The sequence below is a fragment of the Herbidospora cretacea genome (assembly GCF_001570605.1).
Lineage (GTDB): Bacteria > Actinomycetota > Actinomycetes > Streptosporangiales > Streptosporangiaceae > Herbidospora > Herbidospora cretacea.
In genome coordinates this window covers 134,854-160,913 of the sequence record NZ_BBXG01000011.1, presented here as the reverse complement: position 1 = coordinate 160,913, position 26,060 = coordinate 134,854, and the positions used below count along the sequence as shown (strand labels likewise).

General features: G+C 69.9%; 23 protein-coding genes. 11 read left to right on the top strand and 12 right to left on the bottom strand.

Features of this window, described 5'->3' with window-relative positions; translation table 11 throughout:
- The first annotated feature begins 93 nt into the window (after nt 1-93).
- Nucleotides 94-1,125 carry an MBL fold metallo-hydrolase gene (locus tag AW270_RS22770; protein WP_245674810.1) on the top strand — a complete coding sequence of 344 codons (1,032 nt, stop codon included), beginning with the start codon at nt 94-96 and terminating at the stop codon, nt 1,123-1,125.
- A 100-nt stretch (nt 1,126-1,225) separates the two neighbouring features.
- A complete protein-coding gene (locus tag AW270_RS22765; protein WP_061297152.1) occupies nt 1,226-1,717 on the top strand; it encodes an NADPH-dependent FMN reductase in 492 nt (163 codons plus the stop codon).
- On the opposite strand, the gene AW270_RS22760 is transcribed toward AW270_RS22765, so the two are convergent.
- Nucleotides 1,714-2,763, bottom strand: a complete 1,050-nt coding sequence (locus tag AW270_RS22760; RefSeq protein WP_061297151.1) for an NAD(P)H-dependent amine dehydrogenase family protein — start codon at nt 2,761-2,763, stop codon at nt 1,714-1,716. The two genes, AW270_RS22765 and AW270_RS22760, sit on opposite strands and share 4 nt — an antisense overlap.
- Before the next feature lie 139 nt (nt 2,764-2,902).
- On the opposite strand from AW270_RS22760, the gene AW270_RS22755 reads away from it, so the two are divergent.
- The gene (locus AW270_RS22755) at nt 2,903-3,811 is read left to right on the top strand and encodes an SDR family oxidoreductase (protein ID WP_061297150.1); all 909 of its coding nucleotides are present in this window, start codon (nt 2,903-2,905) and stop codon (nt 3,809-3,811) included.
- Between the two features lie 66 nt (nt 3,812-3,877).
- On the opposite strand, the gene AW270_RS22750 is transcribed toward AW270_RS22755, so the two are convergent.
- A complete protein-coding gene (locus tag AW270_RS22750; protein ID WP_245674809.1) occupies nt 3,878-7,726 on the bottom strand; it encodes a ThuA domain-containing protein in 3,849 nt (1,282 codons plus the stop codon).
- A 211-nt stretch (nt 7,727-7,937) separates the two neighbouring features.
- The gene (locus AW270_RS22745) at nt 7,938-9,107 is read right to left on the bottom strand and encodes an ROK family protein (protein WP_245674808.1); all 1,170 of its coding nucleotides are present in this window, start codon (nt 9,105-9,107) and stop codon (nt 7,938-7,940) included.
- 165 nt (nt 9,108-9,272) lie between these two features.
- On the opposite strand from AW270_RS22745, the gene AW270_RS22740 reads away from it, so the two are divergent.
- From AW270_RS22740 to AW270_RS22715, 6 genes are all read left to right on the top strand, one after another.
- A complete protein-coding gene (locus tag AW270_RS22740; protein ID WP_245674807.1) occupies nt 9,273-10,769 on the top strand; it encodes a sugar ABC transporter ATP-binding protein in 1,497 nt (498 codons plus the stop codon).
- Nucleotides 10,770-10,812: 43 nt separating this feature from the next.
- The gene (locus AW270_RS22735) at nt 10,813-11,841 is read left to right on the top strand and encodes an ABC transporter permease (RefSeq protein WP_245674806.1); all 1,029 of its coding nucleotides are present in this window, start codon (nt 10,813-10,815) and stop codon (nt 11,839-11,841) included.
- Nucleotides 11,842-11,934: 93 nt separating this feature from the next.
- The gene (locus tag AW270_RS22730) at nt 11,935-13,002 is read left to right on the top strand and encodes a substrate-binding domain-containing protein (RefSeq protein WP_061297146.1); all 1,068 of its coding nucleotides are present in this window, start codon (nt 11,935-11,937) and stop codon (nt 13,000-13,002) included.
- The gene (locus AW270_RS22725) at nt 12,999-14,162 is read left to right on the top strand and encodes a Gfo/Idh/MocA family protein (RefSeq protein WP_245674805.1); all 1,164 of its coding nucleotides are present in this window, start codon (nt 12,999-13,001) and stop codon (nt 14,160-14,162) included. The genes AW270_RS22730 and AW270_RS22725 overlap by 4 nt, the downstream gene beginning before the upstream one ends.
- A gap of 180 nt (nt 14,163-14,342) precedes the next feature.
- Nucleotides 14,343-15,347, top strand: a complete 1,005-nt coding sequence (locus AW270_RS22720; protein WP_061297145.1) for a sugar phosphate isomerase/epimerase family protein — start codon at nt 14,343-14,345, stop codon at nt 15,345-15,347.
- 200 nt (nt 15,348-15,547) lie between these two features.
- Entirely contained in the window at nt 15,548-16,375 is an 828-nt protein-coding gene (locus AW270_RS22715) for an aldo/keto reductase (protein WP_061297144.1), read from the top strand.
- Here AW270_RS22715 and AW270_RS22710 read toward each other — a convergent pair.
- The 3 genes from AW270_RS22710 to AW270_RS22700 form a co-directional block, all read right to left on the bottom strand.
- Nucleotides 16,372-16,761, bottom strand: a complete 390-nt coding sequence (locus AW270_RS22710; protein ID WP_061297143.1) for a nuclear transport factor 2 family protein — start codon at nt 16,759-16,761, stop codon at nt 16,372-16,374. The two genes, AW270_RS22715 and AW270_RS22710, sit on opposite strands and share 4 nt — an antisense overlap.
- A gap of 391 nt (nt 16,762-17,152) precedes the next feature.
- Nucleotides 17,153-17,752 carry a cation efflux transmembrane domain-containing protein gene (locus AW270_RS22705; protein WP_061297142.1) on the bottom strand — a complete coding sequence of 200 codons (600 nt, stop codon included), beginning with the start codon at nt 17,750-17,752 and terminating at the stop codon, nt 17,153-17,155.
- A complete protein-coding gene (locus AW270_RS22700; protein ID WP_061297141.1) occupies nt 17,749-18,090 on the bottom strand; it encodes an ArsR/SmtB family transcription factor in 342 nt (113 codons plus the stop codon). Before AW270_RS22700 ends, AW270_RS22705 begins: the two co-directional genes overlap by 4 nt.
- Before the next feature lie 115 nt (nt 18,091-18,205).
- Here AW270_RS22700 and AW270_RS22695 point away from each other — a divergent pair, with 115 nt between their 5' ends.
- Nucleotides 18,206-20,557: a GDSL-type esterase/lipase family protein gene (locus AW270_RS22695; RefSeq protein WP_061297140.1), complete on the top strand. Its 2,352-nt coding sequence runs from the start codon at nt 18,206-18,208 to the stop codon at nt 20,555-20,557.
- 38 nt (nt 20,558-20,595) lie between these two features.
- On the opposite strand, the gene AW270_RS22690 is transcribed toward AW270_RS22695, so the two are convergent.
- The 3 genes from AW270_RS22690 to AW270_RS22680 are packed head-to-tail and all read right to left on the bottom strand — an operon-like array spanning nt 20,596 to nt 22,346.
- Entirely contained in the window at nt 20,596-21,678 is a 1,083-nt protein-coding gene (locus AW270_RS22690) for a Zn-dependent alcohol dehydrogenase (protein ID WP_061297139.1), read from the bottom strand.
- A gap of 18 nt (nt 21,679-21,696) precedes the next feature.
- Nucleotides 21,697-21,894 (bottom strand): ferredoxin, encoded by a 198-nt coding sequence (locus AW270_RS22685; RefSeq protein WP_061297138.1) that lies wholly within the window; start codon nt 21,892-21,894, stop codon nt 21,697-21,699.
- The gene (locus AW270_RS22680) at nt 21,894-22,346 is read right to left on the bottom strand and encodes a pyridoxamine 5'-phosphate oxidase family protein (RefSeq protein WP_061297137.1); all 453 of its coding nucleotides are present in this window, start codon (nt 22,344-22,346) and stop codon (nt 21,894-21,896) included. Before AW270_RS22680 ends, AW270_RS22685 begins: the two co-directional genes overlap by 1 nt.
- 67 nt (nt 22,347-22,413) lie before the next feature.
- Here AW270_RS22680 and AW270_RS22675 point away from each other — a divergent pair, with 67 nt between their 5' ends.
- Nucleotides 22,414-23,028: a class I SAM-dependent methyltransferase gene (locus AW270_RS22675; protein ID WP_061297136.1), complete on the top strand. Its 615-nt coding sequence runs from the start codon at nt 22,414-22,416 to the stop codon at nt 23,026-23,028.
- On the opposite strand, the gene AW270_RS22670 is transcribed toward AW270_RS22675, so the two are convergent.
- Genes AW270_RS22670 through AW270_RS22660 form a run of 3 tightly spaced genes read right to left on the bottom strand, consistent with a single transcriptional unit; the run spans nt 23,025 to nt 26,022 of the window.
- Nucleotides 23,025-24,074, bottom strand: coding sequence for a glucosidase family protein (locus AW270_RS22670; RefSeq protein WP_061297135.1), 1,050 nt, complete (start codon nt 24,072-24,074; stop codon nt 23,025-23,027). The two genes, AW270_RS22675 and AW270_RS22670, sit on opposite strands and share 4 nt — an antisense overlap.
- Nucleotides 24,071-24,784, bottom strand: a complete 714-nt coding sequence (locus AW270_RS22665) for a class I SAM-dependent methyltransferase (RefSeq protein WP_061297134.1) — start codon at nt 24,782-24,784, stop codon at nt 24,071-24,073. Before AW270_RS22665 ends, AW270_RS22670 begins: the two co-directional genes overlap by 4 nt.
- A 20-nt stretch (nt 24,785-24,804) precedes the next feature.
- Nucleotides 24,805-26,022, bottom strand: coding sequence for a glycosyltransferase family 4 protein (locus tag AW270_RS22660; RefSeq protein WP_174549886.1), 1,218 nt, complete (start codon nt 26,020-26,022; stop codon nt 24,805-24,807).
- Nucleotides 26,023-26,060 lie beyond the last annotated feature (38 nt).

The following is a 26,060-nucleotide window of genomic DNA, read 5'->3' as shown; positions in this document are numbered from 1 at the left end:
GGGGTGCTGGGCCGACCTGGTGCGCGTCCGGTATGTCCGATGAAACTTACACAGACTAGAATTATGTTCGGTGGGTCGGACACAATCGACCCCGTGAGAAGACCCACCGAACCGGCCAGCCCGGTCCAGCACGCCGCCTGGCAGGCCGGCCGCATCCCCGAGGTCGAGCGCGTCCGCCCCGGCCTCTGGTCGATCCCGGTGCCGCTGCCGAACACCCCTCTCCGGTACGTGCTGGTCTACGCCCTCGAACTGCCCGGCGGCGTGGCGCTGATCGACGCGGGCTGGGACACCGAGGAGGCGTACACGGCCCTGACGACCGGCCTGAAGACGGCGGGCTACGCGATCACCGACGTCCAGGCGGTCCTGGTCACCCACATGCACCCCGACCACTACGGCCTGGCCGGCCGGGTCAGGGAGGACTCCGGCGCCTGGATCGGCCTGCACCCGGCCGACGCCCGGCTGCTGCGCGACCGCTACGAGATGCCCGCCGACCTGGCCGACCGGGAACGCCGGCTGCTGCTGCGCTGCGGCGTCCCCGAGGGCAGGGCCCGCGAACTGGCCGGCGCCTCCCTGGGGATCCGCGGGTTCGTCTCGGCGGGCGCCCCCGACCGGCTCATCGAGGACGGCGACCGCCTCGACCTGCCCGGCTGGGACCTGACCGCCGTCTGGACCCCCGGCCACTCGCCCGGCCACCTCTGCTTCGTCAGCGAGAAGCTGCTCTTCTCCGGCGACCACGTGCTGGCGAAGATCACCCCGATGGTGGCCTTCCACACGCAGTCGCCGCCCGACCCGCTGGGCGACTACCTCGACGCCCTGCGCAAGGTGGGCCGCCTCGACGTCGAGGAGGTGCTGCCCGCCCACGAATACCGCTTCCCCGACCTGCTCGGCCGCGTCGACCACGTGATCGGCCACCACGTCGAGCGTCTCGCCGAGATCGAGCGGGTGGTGGCCGGGGAACCCGGCCTGACCTGCTGGGAGATCGCGCAGCGGCTGACCTGGTCGCGGCCCTGGGAGTCGATCCAGGGCTTCCAGCTCCGGGCCGCCAACAACGAGACTCTGGCCCACCTGGTCCACCTGGTGTCGCACGACCGGCTGCGCACGTCAGAAAACCTATATTACAGATAGGGATTTAGTGCTACATTCCCTCTATGAGCCTGGAATATCCCGGCGACGTCTTCTGGTACGACCTGCCCGATGACGAGGCCGAAGAGTACGAGGACGTTGAATGAGCGCCATCGTCACCGTGGTCGGCAACCCGCGCAGCGGGTCGCGGACCCTCACCGTGGCCGTCCGGGCCGCCGAGGCCGCCCTCGGCTCCGCCGGTGACGTGATCGACCTCGCCGAGCTCGCGCCCCACCTCCTGGCGGCCGAGCCCGTCGCCGCCGTCGAGGCCGCGCTCGGCCTGGTCAAGAACGCCGACGTGCTGGTGCTGGCGAGCCCGACCTACAAGGCGACCTACACCGGGCTCCTCAAGGTCTTCCTCGACCGGCTGGGCCACCGGGCGCTGGCCGGGAAGCGCGCGATCCCGCTGCTGGTGATGGGCGGCGCCCAGCACGCCCTGGCGGTGGAGACCCACTTCCGGCCGCTCCTGGTCGAGCTGGGCGCGATCGTGCCGACGCCGGGCCTGGCGGTGCTGGAGAGCCAAATCGCGGAGCTCGACGCGGTGTTGAAGCCGTGGGCCGAGCAGGTCTCGGCCCAGCTCCCGGCGCGGGGTTAGGCCAGCCGGGCGGTGCCCCGGCCGGTCACCATCGGCAGGTCGAGGATGGTGCGGATGCCGGGGTCGGCCAGGACGACCGCGCGGATCGCGTTGACCGCGTGGGCCGCCGCCCCCGCCAGGCCGTGGTTGACCTCCTTGAGGTTCACCACGATCGTCGGGCGGCCCTCGATGTGGATCGAGAACCCCGGTTCGTACCAGCGCAGCACCTTGTCGGCGTCGGCCTTGTAGACGCACTCGACCGTCATGAACGGCCGCCCCCGCACCAGGCCCGAGAAGACCCAGCGCGAGGCGCTGACCGTGCCCTGGCGGACCAGGCCGGAGGCGATCTCGAAGTCCTCGGTGGCGAGCTCGAACTCGTCGGTCTCCTCGATCTCGTCGAGCTCCACGCCCAGCGCCGCCGACACGAGCTGCACGCTCTCGGTGAACAGCGCCCGCTGGAAGGCCCGGAACGGGCGCACGGCCGTCACGTAGTCCTTGGCGGTGCGGGCGAAGCCGATCAGGTCGGTCACGATGTGGCGCGACGGGTGGCCCCGGTAGTCGGAGGTCTCGCGCACGTAGATGTGGTCGAGCCGCGACGACAGCCCCGTCAGGGTCAGCGGCAGCACGTCGCTCACGAAACCGGGGTTGATGCCGGTGCCGTGGAGGGTGGTGCCGCCCTCCTGGCAGGCCTTCTCGATGCGGTCGACGACGCCCGCGCCGTAGGCCATCGGGTAGACGAAGCCCGTCGTGGTGATGACGTTCTTGCCCGAGGCCAGCAGCTTGCAGATGATGTCGACGTCATGGTCGTGGTCACCGCCGAAGAAGGTCGCCGGCAGCGGCATGTGGAGAACACAGTCGGCGTCGAGAGCCATGATGGCGTCGACGTCGTCGGTGCAGGTGACTCCCGTTTCCGGGAGACCGACGAGCGGACCGGCGTCGATGCCGATCTTTTCGGGGTCGTAGACCAGGACTCCGGCGAGCTCGAACTCGGGACGCTCGACAACACCGCGAAGCGCATATCCCCCCACGGCGCCGGTGGCCCACTGAACCACGCGGAGAGTGCGCATAGACACGGCCTCCAGCCAGGGGTGCGACGGCGGCGAAACCATATCAGAAACTCACTCGTCCGATCACTGTCCGCTACGTCCCGTTTGGTATCGTGCGCTAGACCAGAATTTTGTTCTCCTTGGAAGGGTGTGGACGAGAATGCCGGATGATCTCCTCAGGTACGACGGCCGGGTCGCGGTTGTCACCGGCGCGGGACACGGGCTCGGGCGGTCGCACGCGCTGCTGCTCGCCGAGCGCGGGGCCAAGGTCGTCGTCAACGACCTCGGCGGGGCGCTCGACGGCACCGGGGCCTCCGCCGGACCGGCCGCCGAGGTGGCGGAGCTGATCGTCAAGAACGGCGGCGAGGCCGTCGCCAACGGCGACAACGTGGCCACCCCCGAAGGGGCCGAGGCGATCGTCAGGCAGGCCGTCGACACCTTCGGGCAGCTCGACATCGTCGTCAACAACGCCGGGATCCTGCGCGACCGCTCCCTCGGGAAGATCTCGGTCGAGGACTTCGACGCGGTGCTCGCGGTGCACGTGCGCGGGTCGTTCCTCGTGACGCGGGCCGCCTACCCGTACATGAAGGAGCGCGGCTACGGGCGGATCGTGAACACCTCCTCGCCCGCCGGGCTGTTCGGCAACTTCGGGCAGGCGAACTACTCCACGGCCAAGATGGGGCTGGTCGGGCTGACGAAGTCGACCGCGATCGAGGGCGCCCGCTCGGGCATCCTGGCCAACGCCATCGCGCCGATCGCCTGGACGCGGATGACCGAGTCGCTGCTCCCGCCGGAGTTCGAGGCGAAGTTCGGGCCCGAGACGATCAGCCCCCTGGTCGCCTACCTGGTCCACGAGAGCTGCGCGACCAGCGGCGAGGTGTTCTCGGTCGGCGCGGGCCGGGTCGCCCGCGTGTTCGTCGCCGAGGGCCCCGGCTGGTCGAGCGACGACCTGTCGATCGAGGGGATCGCGGCCAACTGGGACCAGATCGTGGCCGAGCAGCCCTACCTGCAGCCGACCGAGATCGGCAAGCAGGCGACCGCGTCGCTCCAGGCGATGCTGAAGCCCTGAGAAACCCGCGAGGGCCCGGCGTGGGGGGGAACACGCCGGGCCCTGCGGTGTTTCTGAGGGGTGGTTCTAGCTGCCGTACACCTCGAACTCCCAGAGCGAGTAGCCCCAGGCCGTTCCGCGTGCCGTGCCGTTGATGCGGACGTAGCGGGCGCTGTTGCTCAGGCCCGTGTGGTCGTCGACGCCGCCGTTCTCACCGGTCACCGTCTTGATCGTGGTCCACGTCGAGCCGTTGGGCGAGGTCTGGATCTGGTAGCCGCTGCCGTAGGCCGCTTCCCAGCTCAGGCGCACCCTGCTGATGGCGTAGGTCTGGCCGAGGTCGACCTGGATCCACTGCGGGTCGGAGAACGCACTCGACCAGCGGGTGGTGCCGGAGCCGTCGACGGCCATCGCCGGGGTGTAGGCGGCCTCCTGGCTGGAGGCGGTCGCCGTCTTGCCCTGCGCGACGTTGGTCGGCGTCGGGTTGGTCGGGCCGCTGGAGCCGTACACCTCGAACTCCCAGAGCGAGTAGCCCCACGCGGTGGCCCTGGTCGTGCCGGTGATGCGGACGTAACGACCGGTGGTGCTCAGGCCCGTGTGGTCGTCGACGCCGCCGTTCTCACCGGTCACGGTCTTGACCGTGGTCCACGTGGAGTTGTTCGGGGAGGTCGCGATCGTGTACGCCGACCCGTAGGCCGCCTCCCAGCTCAGCCTGACCCGGTTGATGTTGTAGGAGGCCCCCAGGTCGACCGTGATCGACTGCGGGTCGGAGAAGGCGCTGGCCCACCGGGTGGTGCCACTGCCGTCGACCGCGGCCGAACCCGGGTAGGTCGCCGCCTCGGTGCTGGTCACCACGACCGGCTTGTTCAGCGCCAGGTTGCCCGTGGGCTGCTGGGGCCCGCTGCCGGTGCCGAAGGTGAAGTCGTCGAGGTCGAACAGGCCGCCGCCGGTCGCGCCCTTGAACACCAGATAGAGCGGGCCGGTGCTGGTGGGCGGGCTGGTGATCGGGACGGTGACGTCCTGGAAGGTGGCGTACCCGCCGGTGGCCGGGACGGTGACCGTGGCCACGAGCGTGCCCGTCGGCGAGCCGGTCCGCACCTCCAGCGTGTTGCCGCCGGCCACCGCGCCGACCCTGGCCGTGAACGAGGTGGCCCCGGTCAGGTTGTACGGGGTGAACGCGATCCAGTCGTTGTTGTCGATGTAGCCGACCGCCGCGCCGCCGTGGGGGGCCGCGCCGGCGACCGCCTGCACGCCGTTCTGCGACGAGTAGTGCTCGGCCTGGCGCAGCCTCGGCTGCAACTGGGCCTGGGTGTGCGTGGTCAGCCCGCCGTTGTCGGTGTACTCGGCGTCGATGACGCCGTAGATGTTCGCGGCGGAGTCGTGCTCACCGTCGGTGGTCGTCTGCAGGGTGCCCGAGCAGCCGTTCGCGCTGGTCATCGGGTGGCCGTGGGAGTCGTGGCCGAGGATGAAGCTGACCTTGACCCGCGAGCAGGCGATCGTGCCGTCCTCGGGGTCGGTGACGGTCACCGTGAACGGGATCGCGTCGCCGAAGGAGAACAGCCCGCCGTTGACCGGTGTGTTCACCACCACCGTGGGCGCGGTGTTGCCCACGGTGATCACCGTGCTCGCGGAGGAGGCCTTGTTCGTGCTGTCGCGCACGGTCAAGGTGGGGTTGTAGGTGCCGTTGGCCGTGTACGTGTACGAAGGGTTGGCCGCCGTCGAGTCGGTGGTGCCGTTGCCGTCGAAGTCCCAGGCCAGCGTTATCGGGTCGCCGTCGGGGTCCACGGTGCCGGCCGAGGAGAACGCCACGGTGAGCGGCGCCGGCCCGGAGGTCCGGCTGGGCGTGATCACGGCCTTGGGCGCGTGGCCGTCGGCGGCGTACTCGATCCGGTAGAGGGCCGAGTTGCCGTCGCCGTTGAACCAGCCGGTGCCGTAGTCGAGGACGTAGAGCGCGCCGTTCTTGCCGAACTCCATGTCCATGATCTGGGTACCCGACCACGGGAACGGGTTGATCGTCAGCCACTGCCCGGTCGAGTCGGGCACGATGTTCTTGATCCAGCGACGGCCGAACTCACCGGCGAAGAAGGTCCCGTCGTAGTAGCGCGGGAACTTGACCGGCGAGGTCGAGGCGGCGTCGTAGCGGTAGACCGGGCCGCCCATGGGCGACAGGCCGCCGCCGGTGAACTCCGCCGGGGTCGAGCCGGTGTAGGGGATCCAGCCGCGCTGCGACGGCGGCAGCGTCTGGATGCCGGTGTTGTTCGGCGAGTTGTTCGTCGGGCCGCCGGCGCAGTTGTACTTCGCGCCCGACGGGCCGGCCGGGAAGGTGTACTCGTTGTAGGCGTCGTTGAACGACGAGCAGTAGGGCCAGCCGTAGAAGCCGGGCGCGGTGATCCGGTCGAAGGAGACCTGGCCCGCCGGGCCCCGGTTCGGGTCGGCGGTGCCGGCGTCGGGACCGTAGTCGCCCAGGTAGACGACGCCGGTGGCCTTGTCGACGCTCATCCGGAACGGGTTGCGGAAGCCCATGGCGTAGATCTCGGGCTTGGTGTTCGCGGTGCCCGGGGCGAACATGTTGCCCGACGGGATCGTGTACGCCGGGCTGCCCGAGGCGGTCGGCTTGATCCGCAGCACCTTGCCGCGCAGGTCGTTGCTGTTGGCGCTGGTGCGCTGGGCGTCGAACGCCGGGTTGCGGCCGGCCCGCTCGTCGATCGGGGCGAACCCGGCCGAGTCGAACGGGTTGGTGTCGTCACCGGTCGACAGGTAGAGGTTGCCGGCCGCGTCGAAGTCCATGTCGCCGCCCACGTGGCAGCACATGCCACGGCTGGTCGGGACGTCCAGGACGGTCCGCTCGGAGGCGAGGTTGAGCGTGTTGTCGGCGTTCACAGTGAACCGGGACAGGCGGTTCACCCCGTTGAAGGGGGCGAGTTCGGCGGCGGTCCCGCTGGCCGGGGCGTCGCCACCGGGGGTCGACAGCGGCGGCGCGTAGAACAGGTAGACCCACCGGTTGGTCGCGTAGCCGGGGTCGACCGCGACGCCCTGGAGGCCCTCCTCGTCGTGGGTGTAGACGGGGATGGTGGCGGCGATCTTGGTGTTGCCGGCCGCGTCGGTGTAGCGGACCGCGCCGGTGCGGGCGGTGTGGAAGACGCCGCCGTCGGGGGTGACCGACAGGCTCATCGGCTCGCCGACCTCGGCGACGCCCTTGGCCAGCTCGATCTGCTGGAAGTTGCCCGTCACGGTCGCGCCGCAGTCGGCCGCCGCGAACCCGGCCGCGGTCCGGATGCCGCCGAGCAGGTGGTTGCGGAAGCTGGCGTCGCTGTAGGAGGCGTCGGTGTGCCCCATGCCCGTGTACCAGGACCGGCCGCCCGCGTAGTTCTGGCACCACGAGATCGGGTGGTCGATGCCCATGCCGCCACCCGAGTAGGTGGTCTCGTCGAGGGTGGCCAGCACGTGGACCTTGCCGCGCGGGTTGGCGCGGTAGCTGTACCACTCGTCGTACCGGCTCCAGCGGTGCGGCAGGTGCGCGGTGGAGGGGTGCACCCGGTCGGAGACCCGCACGGTCGCGGTCTGCTCGGCGGGGTGCTGCTGGAAGTAGGCGCCGACGAGGTTGCCGTACCAGGCCCAGTCGTACTCGGTGTCGGCCGCGGCGTGCACGCCCGCGTAGCCGCCGCCTGCGGCGATGTACCGCTCGAAGGCGGCCTGCTGGGTGGCGTTGAGCACGTCGCCCGTGGTGGAGAGCCAGATGACCGCGTTGAAGCGGGCCAGGTTGGCGTCGGTGAACTGGGCCGCGTCCTCGGTCGCCTCGACCGTGAAGTTGTTGGCGGCGCCGAGCTGCTGGATGGCGGTGATGCCGGGGCCGATGGAGCCGTGCCGGAAGCCGGCGGTCTTGGAGAAGACCAGGACGCTGAAATCGGCTGCCTGGGCCGGTGCCGGGACGGCGATCACACCGGCCAGCACCAATAAGGCGCTTAAGACGACACGGATGAAGGGGCGCACGAAGCGTTCCTTTCGGAGGGGGGTGCCGGAACGCGTGCGCCGAACGCGTCAAAGGGAAGGGAGCGCTCTCACCGGGAGGTCAGCGTGCCACCGCTGACCAGATCGAGCGAACCTGCCCGTATTGTTGCTAGTTTGTTGCTGGTTGGTCAAGAGAGCGCTCTCAGGACGAGACGACCAGATCCACCGCTTCGGGGGACAGGACGTGCTCTATGACCATGACGGCCGCGCCGATGATGCCCGCCCGATCGCCGAGCTCGGTGGCTCTTATGCTCAGGTGCTGCGTCGCCAGCGGGAGCGAGCGGCTGTATATGACCTCCCGCACCCCGGCCAGGATGTGCTCCCCGGCCTCGGCCATGTCTCCGCCGATCACTATCACCGACGGATTGAAGAAATTGACGATGGACGCCAGGACGTCGCCGATCTCACGCCCGGCCTGCCGCGCGAACTGCACGGCCATCGTGTTGCCCTGCCGCACCAGGTTGACCACGTCACGACTGCCGTGGGCGTCGACCCCGGCCGCGCTCAACTGATGGGCGATGGCGGCGCCGCTGGCCACCGCTTCGAGACATCCGCTGTTGCCACACCGGCACACAACCTCGTCGTTGGCGGTGACCCTGATGTGCCCGATGTCGCCGGCCGCACCCTGAGCGCCGCGGTGGAGCCGCCGCTCGGAGATGATGCCGCACCCGATGCCGGTGCCGATCTTGACGAACACCAGATGCTCGACGTCACGCCTGGCCGCCCAGTGTTCGCCCAGCGCCATGATGTTGACGTCGTTGTCGACCAGAACCGGTGCCCCTAGACGAGATCCCAGCCAGTCAGGCACTGGGAACCCATCCCATCCGGGCATTATCGGCGGGTTGACCGGACGGCCGCTGGAGTGGGAGACCGGCCCGGGGAGGCCGACACCCACGCCGCAGAGCGAGCCGCCGGTCTCGACCAGCAGCTCTTTTAGCGTTACCACCAGCCAGCCGAGGACCTCTTCCGGGCCTCGGTCGATGGGCAGGTCGACCCTGCGTTCGGCCAGGACGGTCGAGGCGAGGTCGGTCACCGCCACTCGTGCGTGGGTCGCCCCGAGATCGGCCGCCGCGACGACCCGGGCGCCCCGGTTGAAGGTGAAGGCGGTCGCGGGCCGCCCTCCTGAGGAGATCGCGTCGTCGGCGGGCACGATCCATTGATGGGAGAGCAGTGCGTCGAGCCGCTGCGAAACCGTGGACCTGGCGAGACCCGTGAGCTGGACGAGTTCGGCCCGCGTCCGGGCCTGGCCGTCACGAAGGATCGAGAGCAGTGCTCCCGCGCCCGTGACCGAGCCGTTGGACTCGCTCAGCATCCCATGAGTCAACCTCGCCTCCCTTCTCCGCATCCGATGATTCCAGATCTCATTATGACATCAGGACACCCACTTTTGCTTGACCGTCAGCATAAGTCGTCCTTAGCATCCGGAAACATGGAGGACATAAGCCGGGAGCAGTCGGAAACCGCACCGTTGCTTGCGATGCGGGACATCGTCAAACAGTTCCCCGGCGTGCGTGCGCTCGACGGCGTGGACCTCGACGTCCGCGCCGGAGAGGTCCACTGTCTATTGGGACAGAACGGGGCCGGTAAGTCGACCCTCATCAAGGTGCTCGCGGGCGCCCACCAGCCGGACTCCGGCGAGGTGCTGATGAACGGCGAGCCGGTGAAGCTGGCAACCCCGACGGCCGCTATGAAGCTGGGCGTCGCGACGATCTATCAGGAACTCGACCTCGTCGACGGTCTGTCCGTCGCCGAGAACGTGTTCCTCGGGCACGAGCACGCCACGATGGGATTCACCCGTCGCGGTGCGACCAACGCCGCGACCAGGAAGATCCTCGAAAGACTCGGGCACGGCGAGATCCGCCCGACGACCGAAGTGGGCCGGCTCTCGCCGGCCGGCAAGCAGGTCGTCTCCATGGCGCGGGCCCTGTCGCACGACGCGCGGATCATCGTCATGGACGAACCCTCGGCCGCACTGGCGCACGACGAGGTCAACAACCTCTTCCGGATCATCCGGGAGGTCACCGCACAGGGCGTCGCCGTCATCTACATCTCCCACCGCCTGGAGGAGATCCGTGAGATCGGCGACCGTGTCACCGTGCTGAAGGACGGCCGCACCGTCGCGGTCGGACTGCCCGCCAAGACCACCCCGACCAACCAGGTCGTGTCGCTGATGACCGGCCGCAATGTCGAATACGTCTTCCCGCCCCGCCACGAGGGCGGTTTCGGGGACGAACTTCTCAAGCTGGACAACGTGTCCGTAGCCGGGATGGTGCGCGACGTGTCGTTCTCGGTGCGGGCCGGTGAGATCGTCGGCCTCGCCGGGCTGGTCGGCTCCGGCCGTTCCGAGATCATCGAGGCCGTGTACGGCGCCCGCCGCTGCACTGGCAAGATCACGCTGAACGCGCAGCTCATCCGGGCCAACACCACCCGCAGCGTCCGCCTCGGCATGGGCCTGGCCCCCGAGGAGCGCAAGGCGCAGGGCCTGCTGCTCGGACAGAGCATCGCCCGCAACATCACCCTCGCCAGCCTTGAGCGCTACTCCACCCTGGGGTGGATCAACCGCAAGAAGGAGGCCGCGGAGGCCGCGCACCTGGTGAAGGCGCTCGACATCCGCCCGCCCGACCCCAACCGGGTCATCAAGACCCTCTCCGGCGGCAACCAGCAGAAGGCGGTCATCGGCCGCTGGCTGGTCGGAGACGGCCGCAAGCTGCTGCTGCTCGACGAGCCGACCCGCGGTGTGGACGTCGGCGCCCGCGCCGAGATCTACGCCCTGGTCCGCAAGCTGGCCGACGAAGGCGTCGGCGTGCTGCTGGTCTCCAGCGAGGTTCCCGAGGTCCTCGGCCTCTCCGACCGCGTGCTGGTGATCCGCGAAGGCCGCATCGTCCGAGAGGCCGGCGCCGGAGAGCTCGACGAGCACACCGTGCTGGACCTCGTCATGGACGCCCACCCGGTGTCCGCCCCCTCCCACGACTGATCGAGCAGGAGCCCGTTCCATGACAGAGGTGAATCCGCAACAGGTGTCCGCACCCAAGGCGGACGAAACCGCCCCGGCGAAGGCCCACGCGGCCACCGCCCAGCCCTCAGGCGGAGGCGGTCTCCGACTAGGCAGGATCGGCGAGATCCCGCACATCGGCCTGGTGGTGGCCCTGGTCATCCTGGCCGTCGTCGGTATCGTCACCGTGCCGGACGCGTTCGCCACCAGTTCCAACATGGTGTCGATCCTGGCCCTGGCCGCGACCATCGGCGTCATCACCGTCGGCGCGACGTTCGTCATCATCGGCGGCGGCATCGACCTTTCGGTCGGCGCGGTGATGGCACTGGCCTCCGTGTGGGCCACCACGCTGGCGACCCAGGCCTACGGGCCGTGGGTCATGATGATCTGCGCCGTCCTCGTCGGAACCGGCGCCGGACTGCTCAACGGCTTCCTGATCTCGTACGGGCGAATGGTGCCCTTCATCGCCACGCTGGCGATGCTCGTGGCCGCCCGCGGTCTGGCCCAGCGCATGTCCGACCGGAAGACCCAGCTCGTCGGGCCCGACAACCAGCTGATCGTCGACATCTCGACGACCCGCGTGTTCGGCCTGCCGCTGCTCGTCTACATCTTCGCCGTGGTCGTCATCATCGGCTGGCTGATCCTCAACCGCACCACCTTCGGCCGCCGCACCTACGCCGTCGGCGGCAACCCCGAGGCGGCCCGGCTGGCCGGCATCAACGTGCGACGCCACACGATGCTGCTCTACGCCCTGTCCGGGTTCTGCTGCGGCATCGCCGCGATCATCATCATGGCGCGCACCACGACCGGGTCGTCCACCCACGGCGACCTGTACGAACTCGACGCGATCGCCGCGGTCATCATCGGCGGCACGCTTCTCACCGGTGGGCGCGGCACGATCGTGGGAGCCATCCTCGGTCTGCTGATCTTCACCGTGATCACCAACCTGTTCATCCTCAACGGGTTGAACACCAGTGACCAGCTCATCGCCAAGGGCCTGATCATCGTGGCCGCCGTTCTTCTGCAGCGGCGCAGCCTCAACGCAAGTACATAGCTCAGTTCTCACCCCCCGCTGGGCCGTGGCACCTGTTCCGCCGCGGTCCTGGTACCTCACTGCCGGAAATTACTCTCCAAGGAGACACACATCATGACCCAGACCCCGGGTCGCCGCGGATTCCTCCTCGGCGGTGCCGTCATCGGCGCCGGTGCCCTCGTTTCGGCCTGCACCAGCAACGAGCCCGCCGCGGCTCCGGCCGCCACCTCGGCTGCCGCCGCCGCCCCGGCGCCCGCCGCCGGTGGCAACGACGAGCCGGGCACGAAGGTCGTCATCGGCTTCTCGGCCCCCGCCGCCGACCACGGCTGGATCGCGGCCATCGCGAAGAACGCCGCCGACGCCGCCGCCAAGTACTCGGACGTCGAGTTCAAGGCCGTCGAGCCGACCAACGACATCAACCAGCAGATCTCCGCTGTCGAGTCGCTGATCGCCGCCAAGGTCAACGTCATCGTCATGCTGCCGAACGACGGCGCCCAGCTGAACCAGATCGCCCGCAGCGCCACCGACGCCGGCATCCCGGTCGTCAACCTCGACCGCATCTTCCCGGACAAGCTGTCGTACCGGACCTACATCGGCGGCGACAACTACGGCATGGGCGTGGCCGCCGGCCACTTCATCGGCAAGAAGCTGAAGGACGCGGGCACCGCCGACCCGGTCATCCTGGAGATCCAGGGCATCGCCACCCTGCCCCTGACCCAGGACCGCAGCAAGGGCTTCGAAGACGCCCTTAAGAGCTACGGCTTCAAGGTGACCGCCAAGCAGGACGCGCAGTTCACCGTCGAGTCGGGCACCGAGGTCGCCGCCAACCTGCTCCAGGCGCACCCCAAGATCGACGCCATCTGGAACCACGACGACGACCAGGGCATCGGCGTGCTGGCCGCCATCAAGGAGGCCAACCGCTCCGAGTTCTTCATGGTCGGCGGCGCCGGCTCGGCCAACGCCATGCGTGACATCCAGGCCGACTCGGGCGTCCTCAAGGCGACGGTCACCTACTCGCCCACCATGGCCGCCTCGGCGATCAAGCTCGCCCGCCTCATCGCGCAGGGCAAGGGCATGAGCGACCTCCTGGAGCACCAGGTCCCGCAGTCCATCACCCTGGCCTCCGAGACCATCACGAAGGAGAACGCCGCCGAGTACCTGCCGCTGGGCTTCGAGTCGTGAAGCCGGTCATCGGGGTCGGCATGGTGGGGTACGCGTTCATGGGACGCGTGCACTCCCAGGCCTGGCGCAGCGTGGGCGCGTTCTTCGACCTGCCGGTCAAGCCGTCGATGGCGGTCCTGTCCGGCCGGTCGCTGGCCAACACCCAGGCGGCAGCCGAACAGATGGGCTGGGCGTCCGTCGAGACGGACTGGAAGGAACTCGTCAAGCGCGACGACGTGCATTTGGTCGACATCTGCACGCCCGGCGACTCTCACGCCGAGATCGCCATCGCCGCTCTTGAGGCGGGCAAGCACGTGCTGTGCGAGAAGCCCCTGGCCAACACCGTCGAGGAGGCGGAGGCCATGGCCGCCGCCGCCCGCGTGGCGGCGGCCCGGGGCGTGCGCAGCATGGTCGCCTTCAACTACCGCCGCGTCCCCGCCGTCGCGCTGGCCCGCCAGCTCGTCGCCGAGGGACGTCTGGGGACCATCCGGCACGTACGCGCCGTGTACCTCCAGGACTGGATCGTCGACCCCGAGTTCCCCCTCGTGTGGCGGCTCCAGAAGGACAAGGCCGGCTCGGGCGCGCTCGGCGACATCGGCGCGCACATCATCGACACCGCGCAGTTCATCCTGGGCGACCACCTGACGGGCGTCTCGGCCATCACCGAGACCTTCGTCAAGGAGCGCCCGCTCGCCGACGCCTCCGCCGGGCTCTCCGCCCAGGGCGGCGCCGAGATGGGCCGGGTCACGGTCGACGACGCCGCGATCTTCACCGGCCGCTTCGGCGGCGGCGCGATCGCCTCCTTCGAGGCGACCCGCTTCGCCACCGGCCGCAAGAACGCGCTGCGCATCGAGGTCAACGGCTCCCTCGGGAGCATCTCGTTCGACTTCGAGTCGCTGAACGAGCTGTGGTTCCACGACCACACGCTGGCCGCGGAGGAAGGCGGGTTCCGCCGGGTGCTCGTCACCGAGGCGGGCCACCCCTACGCGGGCGCGTGGTGGCCTCCGGGCCACGGCCTCGGGTACGAGAACACGTTCACCCACGAGGTGAAGGACTTCCTGGAGGCCATCGCGACCGAGGCGGACCCCACCCCCTCGTTCGACGACGGACTCCAAGTGCAGAAGGTGCTCGACGCGGTCGAGCGCAGCGCCGGCGACGACAGCCGCTGGACGACTGTCTAGACCACGCACACCTTTTTCGGGGGGACCCGGGGTTCCCGTCCGCCCGGAACGCGACCGGCACGGTCGCGGGTACGCCGTCGCGCCGAGGCGACGTACACGTGAGTGCCACCCGAGCCGTTTCGCGTTCCGGGCGGAAGGGGCATACACCTCGTCCCAGGAGACTGACGGAGACTGACGACGATGACGCGACCGATCACCCTCTTCACCGGCCAGTGGGCCGACCTCCCCTTCGAGGAGGTCTGCCGCCTCGCCTCGGAATGGGGCTACGAAGGCCTCGAGATCGCCACGTGGGGCGACCACCTGGAGATCGACAAGGCCCTGAGCGACCCTGGGTACGTCAAGCGCAAGCTGGAGACCCTGGAGAAGTACAACCTCAAGGTCTGGACGATCTCCAACCACCTGATCAGCCAGGCCATCTGCGACCACCCGATCGACGAGCGGCACAAGGGCATCCTGCCCTCGCGCCTGTGGTCGGACGACGCCGAGCAGGTCCGGCAGAACGCCGCGCAGGAGACCAAGGACACCGCCCGCGTCGCCGCCCTCCTGGGCGCCAGCACCGTGGTCGGCTTCACCGGCTCCTCGATCTGGCACACCGTGGCCATGTTCCCGCCGGCCAGCCAGGCCATGATCGACCGTGGCTACGAGGACTTCGCCGAGCGCTTCAACCCCATCCTCGACGTGTTCGAGCAGGAGGGTGTGCGCTTCGCCCACGAGGTCCACCCCAGCGAGATCGCCTACGACTACCACACGACGGTCAAGACCCTGGAGGCCATCGGCCACCGGGCGTCGTTCGGCCTCAACTGGGACCCGTCGCACATGGTGTGGCAGCAGCTCGACCCGGCCGGCTTCATCCTCGACTTCGCCGACCGGATCTACCACGTCGACTGCAAGGACGCCAAGGTCCGCATCGGCGACGGCCGCCGCGGCATCCTGTCCTCGCACCTGGCGTGGGCCGACCCCAAGCGCGGCTGGGACTTCGTCTCCACCGGCCGCGGCGACGTGCCGTGGGAGGACTGCTTCCGCGCCCTGAACCACATCGGCTACGACGGCCCCATCTCCATCGAGTGGGAGGACGCCGGCATGGACCGCCTCATGGGCGCGCCCGAGGCCCTGGCGTACATCTCGAAGCTCAACGCGATCACCCCGCCGGCGGCGGCGTTCGACGCCGCCTTCAGCTCGGAGTGACGTCCACATAGACAGGGCACGGCCTGCGCTTCCCTAGGTCAGGAGCGCAGGCCGTGTCTATTTGCCGAGCCTCCGGCTCGGCGGCTCGGCCGCCTTCATGCCCGGGCCTTCCCTCGTCGCTCCGGTTCGCTGCGCTCTCCTGCGCTCCTCAGTCCAGGCCCGGGCGCGGCCTCGCAAGTCCCCCATACGACGATGGAGTCATGAATGCCAACGTGACTCTCAACACCGGATACTCGATGCCCGCCGTGGGGCTGGGGACCTATCCCCTCAAGGGGCGCTCTGCCACTGATGCCGTTCTGTCCGCGATCGAATCCGGATATCGGTTGCTCGACACGGCCGCGGCCTACGGCAACGAGGCGGCCGTGGGGGCGGGGGTGCGGGAGTCGGGGCTGCCGCGGAAGGATCTGTTCGTCACCACGAAGCTGCGTGGGGACGATCACGGGGCCGACAAAGCGCGGCCGGCTCTGGAGGCCTCCCTCGAACGGCTGGGGCTCGACTACGTCGACCTCTATCTGATCCACTGGCCGCTGCCCCGGGTCGGGAAGTACGTCGAGACCTACGCCGCGCTGCTCGACCTCGCCCGTGAGGGGCTCATCCGGTCGGTGGGGGTGTCCAACTTCACGCCGGAGCATCTCGGCGCCGTGGTCAAGGAGACCGGCGTCCACCCGGCGGTCAACCAGCGGCAGGTCTCGCCCACTCACGCCCAGGTCGCCCTCGTGGAGGCCACGGAGGGCGACCCGACCGTTCTGCAGGCCTGGAGCCCGCTGGAGCGGAACACCGGCATCCTGGAACACCCGGTGATCGTGGACATCGCCCGGCGGGTCGGCGCGACGCCGTCGCAGGTGGTGCTGCGCTGGCTGCTCGACCGGGGGATCACCGTGGTGCCGAAGTCGGGGAACCCGGAGCGGCAGCGGGAGAACATCGACGTCTTCGGCTTCCACCTCGACGCGCCCGACCTCGCCGCGATCACCGCCCTCGACACCGGCGAGCCGGTCAGGCTCGACCCGGAGACCTGGGAGGAGTTCTAGACCTCGGTCGTCACCACCGAGCCCTGGGTCTCGTAGAGGGGCGCGAGGTCGACGAAGATGCGGTAGTCGGTGATCAGGCCGTCGTCGCCGGTCGTCCAGATCGACACGGCGACGACGCCGACCTGCGTGCCGTCGAGCCGGTCGTAGGTCACCTCGGTCTCGGCGACGACCTCGGCGCCCACCTCCCAGCTCCGGACGATCCGATGGCTCAGACCGGCGAGCGTGGAGAAGAAGCCGCGGATCGCGGCGGCGATGGCCTCCGGGCCCTGGCTGGGCGCGGCGTTCCCGAACCGCAGGGTGCCGTCGTCGGCGAACAGCTTGGCGAACGCGTCGGGATCGAACGAGTCGACCACGTCGAAGACGCGCCGCGCCACATCGTCGGACATACCGATCCTCCTGGGGTGATCAACAGCACTGAGGTGGACGATACGGAGCAAATCCCGGCGTACAACTGTCGCCGAGGTGAGGTAGTCCAGAGTCATGACCGACTTCCGCCTCCGTCTCGCCACCGCCGCCGACCGGCCGACGGTGGAGCGGCTCTGGCTGATGTTCCGGCACGACATGTCGGAGTTCATCGGCAATTACCCCAACCCCGACGGGACATACCGCAGCGAGCGGGTCCACGCCGCCTTCACCGACCCCGGCTGGGCGCCCTACCTGATCGAACGTGACGAGGGCCCGCTCGGCTTCGTGTTCGTCCGGGACCTGGGCCGAGGAGCGCAGGCCCGTGCCGGACCGGCCGGACCTGCCGCCCGACGTCTGGATCAACTTCACGGTCTAGCAGGCGCAGCAGGTGTCGCCGCGCCAGGCCTCGCGGCCCTCCCTGACCGCCACGGCGGCGATGACCAAGGCGGCGATCGGGTCGGCCCACGTCCAGCCGAAGAGGCTGTTGAGGGCCAGGCCGGCCAGCAGGACGGCGGAGAGGTACGTACAGAGAAGGGTCTGTTTGGAGTCGGCGAGGGCGCTCGCCGAGCCGATCTCCCGGGCGGCCCTCCGCTGCGTGTACGACAGCGCCGGCATCACCACCAGCGACACGCCCGCCAGGATCAGCCCGACCGTCGAGTGGGCCGCCTCGCCCTCGCCGAGCAGCGCCCGGACGGCGTCGAAGGCGACGTAGGCGGCCAGCGCGAAGAACGACACCGCGATGACCCGCAGGGCCCGCCGTTCCCGGCGCTCGTGGTCGGCGACCGAGAACTGCCACGCCACCGCGGTGGCCGAGGCGACCTCGACCACGGAGTCGAGGCCGAACCCGATGAGCGCCGCCGACGACGCGACGGTCCCGGCGCCGATGGCCACGACCGCCTCCACGACGTTGTAGGCGATCGTCGCGGTCACCAGCAGGCGGATCCGCCTCTGGAGCGTCGCGCGCCGGGTCATGCGGGCCGCAGGACGATCTGGTGCCCGGTGGCCCGGAGCAGATGCTCGGCCGAGGTGAGCAGATCCATCAGCTCGGGCCGGGTGAGGGAGTAGAAGGACTGCCGGCCTTCGGTCCGGAAGTCGACGAGCCCGCATCCGCGCAGGCAGGCGAGGTGCTTGGAGACGGTGGACTGGGCCAGGCCCAGCTCGCCGGTGAGGTCGACCACGCGGGCCTCACCCTGGGCGAGGCGCTGGACGATCCGCAGCCGGGTCTCGTCGGCGAGGGAGTGGAAGAGGGCCGCCGCGGGGGAGACGCCGGCGGCGATGTCCGTGCTGACACAACGACCTTCAATCGCCATACAGCGATGATAGCCCGATCTGGCGATCGGTAAAGTCCCTGACTGTTCACGCCCTGTTTGGTGCAGAGGCCGGGTCGCCCGGAGACGATCAAGGCCCCTCAGTCCGGAGGCGTGTGTGAAGACCCGTCTGGCGATCATCCTGACCCTGGTGATCTCGCTCTTGGCCACCCTGACCCCGGTTCCACCGGCCCTCGCCGCGCAGTCGATGGGCGCGCTCTCCGTCGCCATGGCCGACGGCGACGTCGTCGTCAGCCTGGAGGCGTCCGGCTACTCCTCGGCGCAGATGCAGCAGATCCTCACGGAGACGCAGGCCCGCAACGCCAGGATCAGCGACACGATCAAGCAGGACCTCGAGAACAACCCCAACGGCCTGCCCGGCGGCGGGTTCGACGACTGGACCCCCTTCACCGGGCAACTCGGGCTGACGTCCAACGGCATCAAGCTCACCATCACCGACGGCGCGCCGCTCACCAACGCGAGCTGGTGGGCCGAGGTCCTCGCCGCGGTGGCGGGCATGCTGACGGGGCTGGTGCTCAGGACACTGTGCGTCGGCTACATGCCCGCGGCCGCCGTCCTCTGCGTCAGCATCGGCGGTTTCTTCGCAGGCCTGGTCAGAGGCATGATCCTGCAGGCCTTCGACGGGACGCTCAGGGACGGCAAAGCCTGGGCCACGACGTTCATCGGGGCGATCGCGATGGCGGCCGGGGGCGCCGCCTGGGAGGCCGGGATCAACACCTGGGCCAAGGAGGTCCTGCCGGGCCACATCGAGAGGCTCGGCGCGGGGCTGCGGAGGCTGGGCGAACAGCTCGCCGGGAACTGGGCCGCGTTCCGGGACGCCTGCGGCGTCGCCGCCAACTTCCTCGGTGAGCTCGCCAGCCGCATCCCGGAGGCCGTCTCCCGGGTGCGCGTCCCGGGCGCGATGCGGCTCATGCCGCTGGGCGACTCCATCACCGAGGGCGTCGGCAGCCCGACGAACTCCAGCTACCGCACGGTGCTCCAGCGCTCCCTCACGAACATGGGATTCCAGTACGACCTCATGGGCTCCCTCGCTCACGGCAGCGGCCCCGACCGCGACCACGAGGGCCATTCGGGCTGGCGGATCGACCAGATCCAGGGCCAGGTCGAGGGCTGGCTCAACACCTATCGGCCCGACGTGGTCACCCTGCACCTGGGCACCAACGACATGATCCAGAACTACCAGGCGAGCACCGCCGCCGACCGCCTCATGGGCCTGATCGACCGGATCTTCGTGTTCCGGCCGACGGTGGCCGTGGTCGTCTCCACGCTGGTCCCGTCCCGTACGCCGGCCATCGACGCCCGCATCAGGCAGTTCAACCAGCGGCTGCCGGAGCTGATCAGGGCCCGCCAGGAGGCCGGCCGGCACATCATCCTGGTCGACATGGCCGCGGTGACCCCGAACGACATCGCCGACGACGTCCACCCCAACGACAACGGCTACCGGAAGATGGGCCAGATCTTCCACCTCGGGGTCATGCGGGCGGCCATGGAAGGGTGGATCACCCCGACCGGCGGTCCCGAACCGGCGCTGTGCGCGCCCGGTCCCGACGCGCACGGCGGCAGCGGCCGGGAGGCCTGGTTCGCCGACTTCAACGGTGACGGCCGCGACGACTACCTGGCCCTCGACGCCGCCAACGGTTCGGTGCGGACCTGGCTCAACAACGGCGCCGACTACTCGGGCGACCACTGGGTGCCCTGCGGCATCACCGCGTCCGGCACCAACACGGGCGTCGGCCACGGCACCGGCCGGGTGGTGATCTTCGCCGACCTCGACGGCGACCACCGCGACGACTACCTGGCCCTCGACCCGGCCACCGGCAACACGCGCGGCTGGCGCAACATCGCCGCCGAGAACGGCGGCGACCGCTGGGAGGACCGGGGCGTGATCGCCTCCGGCATCGGCACCGGCGTCGGCCTGCCGGGACGGGTCACCCAGTTCGCCGACATCGACGGCGACGGCCGCGACGACTACCTGGCGCTCGACCCCGCGAACGGCAACACCCGGGCCTGGCTCAACCGGGGCGCCGACCGCAGCGGCGACCACTGGGTGGACAAGGGCGTCATCGCCTCCGGCATCAACACGGGCGTCTCGCTGACCGGCCGCTACGTCCAGTTCGCCGACATCGACGGCGACGGGCGCGACGACTACCTGGCGATCGACCCGGCCACCGGGAACACCCGCGCCTGGCGCAACGTCGGCGCCGAGAGCGGCGGCGACCAGTGGGAGGACCGGGGCGTGATCGCCTCCGGCATCGGCACCGGTGTCGCCCTCACCGGCCGCGTCGCCCGCTTCGGCGACCTCAACGGCGACGCCCGGGCCGACTACCTGGCCATCGACCGGAGCAACGGCTCGGTCCGGGGCTGGATCAACGTCCGCGCCGACATCACGGGCGACCACTGGATCGACCGCGGGGTCATCGCGTCGGGGATCAACACCGGCGTGGGCTGACCTGATCGGCCTTTCGGCCGACCAGGTCAGTCCGCGTTCTACATCAGCACGATCTGACGCAGCACCTCGCCGCCCCGCAGGGCGGCCACCGCGTCGTTGAGGTCGGTGAGCTGGATGCGGGAGCTGATCATGCTCTCCAGGTCCAGCTTGCCGGCCTTGTACAGCCCCGCGAAGAACGGGAAGTCACGGCGGACGTCGGAGCCCCCGTACAGGGAGCTGAGCAGGTTCTTGCCGTCGAACAGGAGGCTGAAGGCGTTGAGGGGGACCATGTCGTCCATCGCCCCCGCCCCGACCACGATCACGTCGCCGCCGCGCCGGGTCGCCTGCCAGGCGGTCATGATGGCCTGCGACTTGCCGACGACCTCGAAGCCGTAGTCGAAGCCCTGGCCGCCGGTGAGGGTGCCGATGGCGTCCATGAGCTGGTCGGGGGTGCAGGCGTGGGTGGCGCCGACCTTCTTGGCCAGTTCGTGCTTGGACTCCAGGGGGTCGATCGCGAGGATCGTGGTCGCGCCGGAGATGCGGGCGCCCTGGATGACCGACAGGCCCACGCCGCCGCAGCCCACCACGGCCACCGTGGTGCCGGGGCGGACCTTGGCGGTGTTCAGGACCGCGCCGACGCCGGTGGTGATCCCGCAGCCGATCAGGGCGGCCATCTCGAACGGGACGTCGGTGTCGACCTTGATCGCGCCGCCTTCGGGGACCACGATCTCCTCGGCCCACGTCCCGCAGCCGGCCATGCCGAAGGCGGGCTTGCCGCCGTCGAAGGTGAAACCCGGCTCGGTGAAGCCGCGCACCACCGAGGTCAGGCAGAGGTGGGGCTGCCCGTGGGTGCAGCTCGGGCACGCCCCGCACGCCGGGGTCCAGTTGATGATCACATGGTCGCCGGGGGCGACGCCCCGCACGTGGTCACCCACCTCGACGACCTCGCCCGCGCCCTCGTGGCCGGGGACCAGGGGGGCGGGCTGGGGGAGCACGCCCGAGATGGCCGACAGGTCCGAGTGGCAGACGCCGGTGGCCCTGATCCGGACCCGGACGTCCGTCGGGCCGACCGGGATGAGGGTCAGGTCGTCGCGGATGTCGAGCTTGTCCGCGCCGATGGTGTGCAGCAGAGCGCCACGCATGGGAACCTCCGGTGGTTTTTACTCTTCTTCGAGCGAAAGTGCCGCCTTCGGGCAGGACCGGACGGCGTGCCGGACCCGGTCGAGCATCTCGGCGGGGGGTTCTTCCAGGAGGACGTGCAGGTTGTCGTCGTCGTCGAGGTCGAAGACCTGCGGTGCGAGGCCCACGCAGACCCCGTTGGCCTCACAGACGAGGTAGTCGACAATGACCTTCGGCATCAGGAACTCCCGTGCAGTTTGCGGTGATCCCAGGAGACTACGCGGCCCGGCTCGACGATGTAGGCGACGCGCTTGCGTCCGGTCAGTTCGACGAAGGGGCGCATCGGCTCGGGGTCCTGGCCGGTCATCCTGGCGGCGACGCGCATGCCGGCGTCCATGACGTCGTCGTAGGGGAGCGCGGTGCCGTAGATCGTCGCGCCGCGCAGGTCGCCGTAGTCCTCGCCGGTCTCGACCAGGCAGGTCACCCGGGGGTCGCGGTCGATGTTGCGGGACTTCTGCGCCTTGGCGTACGTCCAGAAGATCACCCGGCCGTCGTCGGACAGGCCGTAGAACATGGTCACCAGGTGGGGCGTCCCGTCGGGATTGATCGTGGCGAGCTGGAGTTTGCGGCCCTCTTTCAGCAGGGTGGCCACCTCTTCGCCGGTCATCGAGATCCGCGCGCGCTGGTTCACGACCAGAAGTAGAACACGTTGCATCTATGCGGACAAGGGTAGTGTCGGGCGGGTGACACACCCTCCGATGCCGGTTCATCTGCGACAGACCGCCGAGCGGGCCAAAGGCTTCATGCCCCCCGCCGAGGGCGTGGCCCTCTACGAACTCGGCTGTCTGTACGGCTCCCGCGGGCCGATGGCCGAGATCGGCTCCTACTGCGGCAAGTCGGCCGTCTACCTGGGCGCCGCCGCCCGTGAGACCTCCACGGTCCTGTTCACGATCGACCACCACCGCGGCTCGGAGGAGATCCAGCCCGGCTGGACCCACCACGACCCCACGCTGGTCGACCACCGTTTCGGCCGGATGGACTCCCTGCCCTTCTTCCGCACGACCGTCGCCACCGCCGGCCTCGAAGACCAGGTGATCGGGATCGTGGGGGCGTCGGCGACCGTGGCGGAGCACTGGCGCACCCCGCTCGGCCTGCTGTTCATCGACGGCGGACACTCCGACGAGCCGGTGACCCGCGACTACGAGGGCTGGGCGCCCCACGTGGTGCCCGGCGGTGTCCTGATCTTCCATGACATCTACCCCGACCCGGCCGAGGGCGGCCAGGCGCCCTACCGGATCTATCTGCGGGCTCTCGACGAGGGCTACAAGGAGGTCCGGGTGACCGGGTCGCTCAGGGCCCTGGAGAAGGTCTAGGCGGGCGATCCGGCCCGCTGGCAGCCGCAGTCCTCGGTGGCGCGGTCCCCGGCGAAGGCGCCCGCGTCGCGGAAGACGCCGCTGGCCGGGGTGGTGCGCGAGAGCGCGTCGGCCGCCAGGATCACCGCCGCCGCCGTGTACGCCGACCGCTCGTGGGGGAAGTGGCGTTCGTTCACGAACTGCCAGCCCGTCCAGTAGGAGCCGTCGGGGTGGCGCAGGTGCTGCATCTCGGTGAAGATCTTCAGGGCCCGGGGGTCGCCGACCGCGTCGAGGGTCAGGACCAGCTCGCACGACTCCGCGCCGGTCACCCACGGCTGGTCCTCGACGCACTTGATGCCGAGGCCGGGCACGGCGAAGCGGTCCCACTCGTCGTCGAGCCGGCGCAGCGCCCGCTCCCCCCGCAGGGCGCCGCCGAGGACCGGGTAGTACCAGTCCATCGAGAAGCGGCTCTTGTCGGCGAACGCCTCTGGGTGTTCGCGCAGCACGTGGCCCAGCCGGTCGGCCGCCAGTTCCCAGCCGGGCTGCGGATCGCCGAGACGCTCCGCCAGCCGTACACCACAGCGAAGGCCCTGGTAGACCGACGAGCAGCCGGTCAGCAGCGCGTAGGAGCCGGGGGAGGCCTCCCAGACGATCTCGCCGCGCCGGGTCTGGAGCCCCGTGACGAAGTCGAGGGCCCGCACGATCGTGGGCCACATCTCCCGGGCGAACGCCTCGTCGCCGGTGACGAGCAGGTCGTGCCAGACGCCCACGGCGACGTAGGCCGCGTGGTTCGACTCGCCCCGCTCCTCCAGCGGCCGGCCGTCGAGGACCTTCATCGGCCACGAGCCGTCGGCGCGCTGGTGGCGGCGCAGCCACGCGTACCCCCGCAGGGAGGCCTCGCGCAGGCCGGCCGCCGTCATCGCCATGAGGCACTCGACGTGGTTCCACGCGTCGACGTGGCCCTCGGGCCAGGGGATGCCGCCGTCGGGAAGCTGGACGGCGGCGATGCTGGCCGCCGTGGCGGCGATGTCCTCGCTGGTGACGACCCCGGGCACCGCCGGGATCATGCGGGCTTCCTGGCGTAGAGGACCACGCTCTTGCCGATCACCGGGTTGAGGAGCTGCTCGGCGATCCGGGTGACGGCGGGGCGCTTCATGATGTCCCAGACCAGCAGCTCGTGGTAGGCCTTGGCGATCGGATGGTCGTCGTTGTCGACCCCGACGGCGCACTTGATCCACCAGTAGGGCGTGTGGAGCCCGTGGGCGTGGTGGTGGTCGCCGATCTCCAGGCCCGAGGACTTCAGCTTGGCCGACAGCTCCGCCAGCGTGTAGATCCGGATGTGCCCGCCGGGGGCCGTGTGATAGGCCTCCGACAGCGCCCAGCAGACCCGCTCCGGCAGGAACGCCGGCACCGTCACGGCCAGCAGCCCGCCGGGCTTCAGCACCCGGACGATCTCCTTCATCGCCGCCATGTCCTCGGGGATGTGCTCCAGGACCTCCGAGGCGATCACCCGGTCGAACGAGGCGTCCGGGAAGGGCATGTCCAGGGCCGTCCCGACGACGGTCTCGCCCGAGGCGCCGTAGGGGACCTCGCCCTCCTTGTCCATGGCGGCGAACATGTTCGCCACGGACTCCATCTCGGCCGGGTCGAGGTCGAAGGCGACCACGTCGGCGCCGCGGCGGAGCACCTCGAAGGCGTGCCGACCGCCACCGGCGCCCAGGTCGAGCACGCGGTCACCGGGTCCGACGGGCAGGCGGGCGAAATCGACGGTCAGCATCTCCTGGGGAACCCTTCGGGTCAGCGCGCGGCGATGGCCTCGCGGTAGGCCTCAACGGTCTTGCTGGCCACGACGGGCCACGCGTAACGCTCCATGACACGGTCGTAGCCGCGCCTGCCGTACTCCTCCCGCAGTTCGGGGGAGTCGATCAGGCGGCGCAGCGTCGCGGCGAGCTCCTCGGGGTCGCCCGGGGCGACCTGGACCGCGGCGTCGCCCACCACTTCGGGCAGGGCGCCGGTCCGGGACGCGATCAGCGGGGTCCCGCAGGCCATGTGCTCCACGGCGGGCAGGGAGAAGCCCTCGTACAGCGAGGGGACCACCGAGATCTCCGAGGTGGCGATCAGCGTGCCGAGCTCGTCGTCGGAGATGCCGTGGACGAAGCTGACCCGGTCGTGGAGGGAGAGCTCGGCCACGAGCTGCTCGGTGGGGCCTCCGGGCGTCGGCCTGCTGACGATCGTCAGGTTGACGTCGCGCTCGGTGGAGAGCTTGGCGACCGCCCGCAGCAGCGTTGCGACGCCCTTCATCGGCGAGTCGGCGCTGGCCACCGCCACGATCGAGCCCTTGCGTTTGGGCAGCTCGGGGCGCGGGTGGAAGAACCTGGTGTCCACGCCGAGCGGGATCAGGCGCAGGTTCGACTGGGGCACGTCGAAGTCGCGGTGGATGTCGGCCACCGACGACTCGCTGACGGTCAGGATCGGCTTCAGCCGCGCGGCGACGTAGGCCTGCATGCGGACGAAGCCGTACCAGCGGCGCTTGGAGAGCCGGGCCCAGCCCTCGGCGGCCTCCAGCTCGATCCGCCGGTCGACGCTGATGGGGTGGTGGATCGTGCCGACCACCGGGAAGTGCTTCTGGATGCCCAGGACCCCGTATCCGAGGGTCTGGTTGTCCTGGACGACGTCGAAATCGCCGATCCGCCGCTTGAGCTCCCGGTGGGCCCGCAGGCTGAAGGTCAGCGGCTCGGGGAAGCCGGCCGTCCACATCGTGCCGACTTCGAGCAGGTCGATCCAGTCGCGGTATTCGCCCAGCTTGGGGGTCCGGAATGGGTCTTCGTCGCGGTAGAGGTCGAGGCTCGGGATCTTGTTGAGGATCACGCCCTCGTCGAGCTCCGGATAGGGCTGACCCGAGAAGACCTCGACGTGGTGCCCGAGGGCGACCAGCTCGCGGGTGATGTGGCGGAGATACACCCCCTGACCGCCGCAGGTGGGTTTGCTGCGATAGGACAGCAGTGCGACGCGCAGCCTCTCCACCCCGAAGCACCCCTTTCCGCCCCTGTGGG

Excerpts from the sequence above, each read along its gene's own strand:
- AW270_RS22740 (WP_245674807.1), top strand. The coding sequence starts at position 9,273 with ATGCGGGACATCGTCAAACAGTTCCCCGGCGTGCGTGCGCTCGACGGC.
- AW270_RS22715 (WP_061297144.1), top strand. The coding sequence starts at position 15,548 with ATGAATGCCAACGTGACTCTCAACACCGGATACTCGATGCCCGCCGTG.
- AW270_RS22700 (WP_061297141.1), bottom strand. The coding sequence starts at position 18,090 with ATGGCGATTGAAGGTCGTTGTGTCAGCACGGACATCGCCGCCGGCGTC.
- AW270_RS22705 (WP_061297142.1), bottom strand. The coding sequence starts at position 17,752 with ATGACCCGGCGCGCGACGCTCCAGAGGCGGATCCGCCTGCTGGTGACC.
- AW270_RS22755 (WP_061297150.1), top strand. The coding sequence starts at position 2,903 with ATGCCGGATGATCTCCTCAGGTACGACGGCCGGGTCGCGGTTGTCACC.
- AW270_RS22745 (WP_245674808.1), bottom strand. The coding sequence starts at position 9,107 with ATGCTGAGCGAGTCCAACGGCTCGGTCACGGGCGCGGGAGCACTGCTC.
- AW270_RS22760 (WP_061297151.1), bottom strand. The coding sequence starts at position 2,763 with ATGCGCACTCTCCGCGTGGTTCAGTGGGCCACCGGCGCCGTGGGGGGA.
- AW270_RS22675 (WP_061297136.1), top strand. The coding sequence starts at position 22,414 with ATGCCGGTTCATCTGCGACAGACCGCCGAGCGGGCCAAAGGCTTCATG.
- AW270_RS22765 (WP_061297152.1), top strand. The coding sequence starts at position 1,226 with ATGAGCGCCATCGTCACCGTGGTCGGCAACCCGCGCAGCGGGTCGCGG.
- AW270_RS22665 (WP_061297134.1), bottom strand. The coding sequence starts at position 24,784 with ATGCTGACCGTCGATTTCGCCCGCCTGCCCGTCGGACCCGGTGACCGC.
- AW270_RS22720 (WP_061297145.1), top strand. The coding sequence starts at position 14,343 with ATGACGCGACCGATCACCCTCTTCACCGGCCAGTGGGCCGACCTCCCC.
- AW270_RS22730 (WP_061297146.1), top strand. The coding sequence starts at position 11,935 with ATGACCCAGACCCCGGGTCGCCGCGGATTCCTCCTCGGCGGTGCCGTC.
- AW270_RS22690 (WP_061297139.1), bottom strand. The coding sequence starts at position 21,678 with ATGCGTGGCGCTCTGCTGCACACCATCGGCGCGGACAAGCTCGACATC.
- AW270_RS22685 (WP_061297138.1), bottom strand. The coding sequence starts at position 21,894 with ATGCCGAAGGTCATTGTCGACTACCTCGTCTGTGAGGCCAACGGGGTC.
- AW270_RS22710 (WP_061297143.1), bottom strand. The coding sequence starts at position 16,761 with ATGTCCGACGATGTGGCGCGGCGCGTCTTCGACGTGGTCGACTCGTTC.
- AW270_RS22670 (WP_061297135.1), bottom strand. The coding sequence starts at position 24,074 with ATGATCCCGGCGGTGCCCGGGGTCGTCACCAGCGAGGACATCGCCGCC.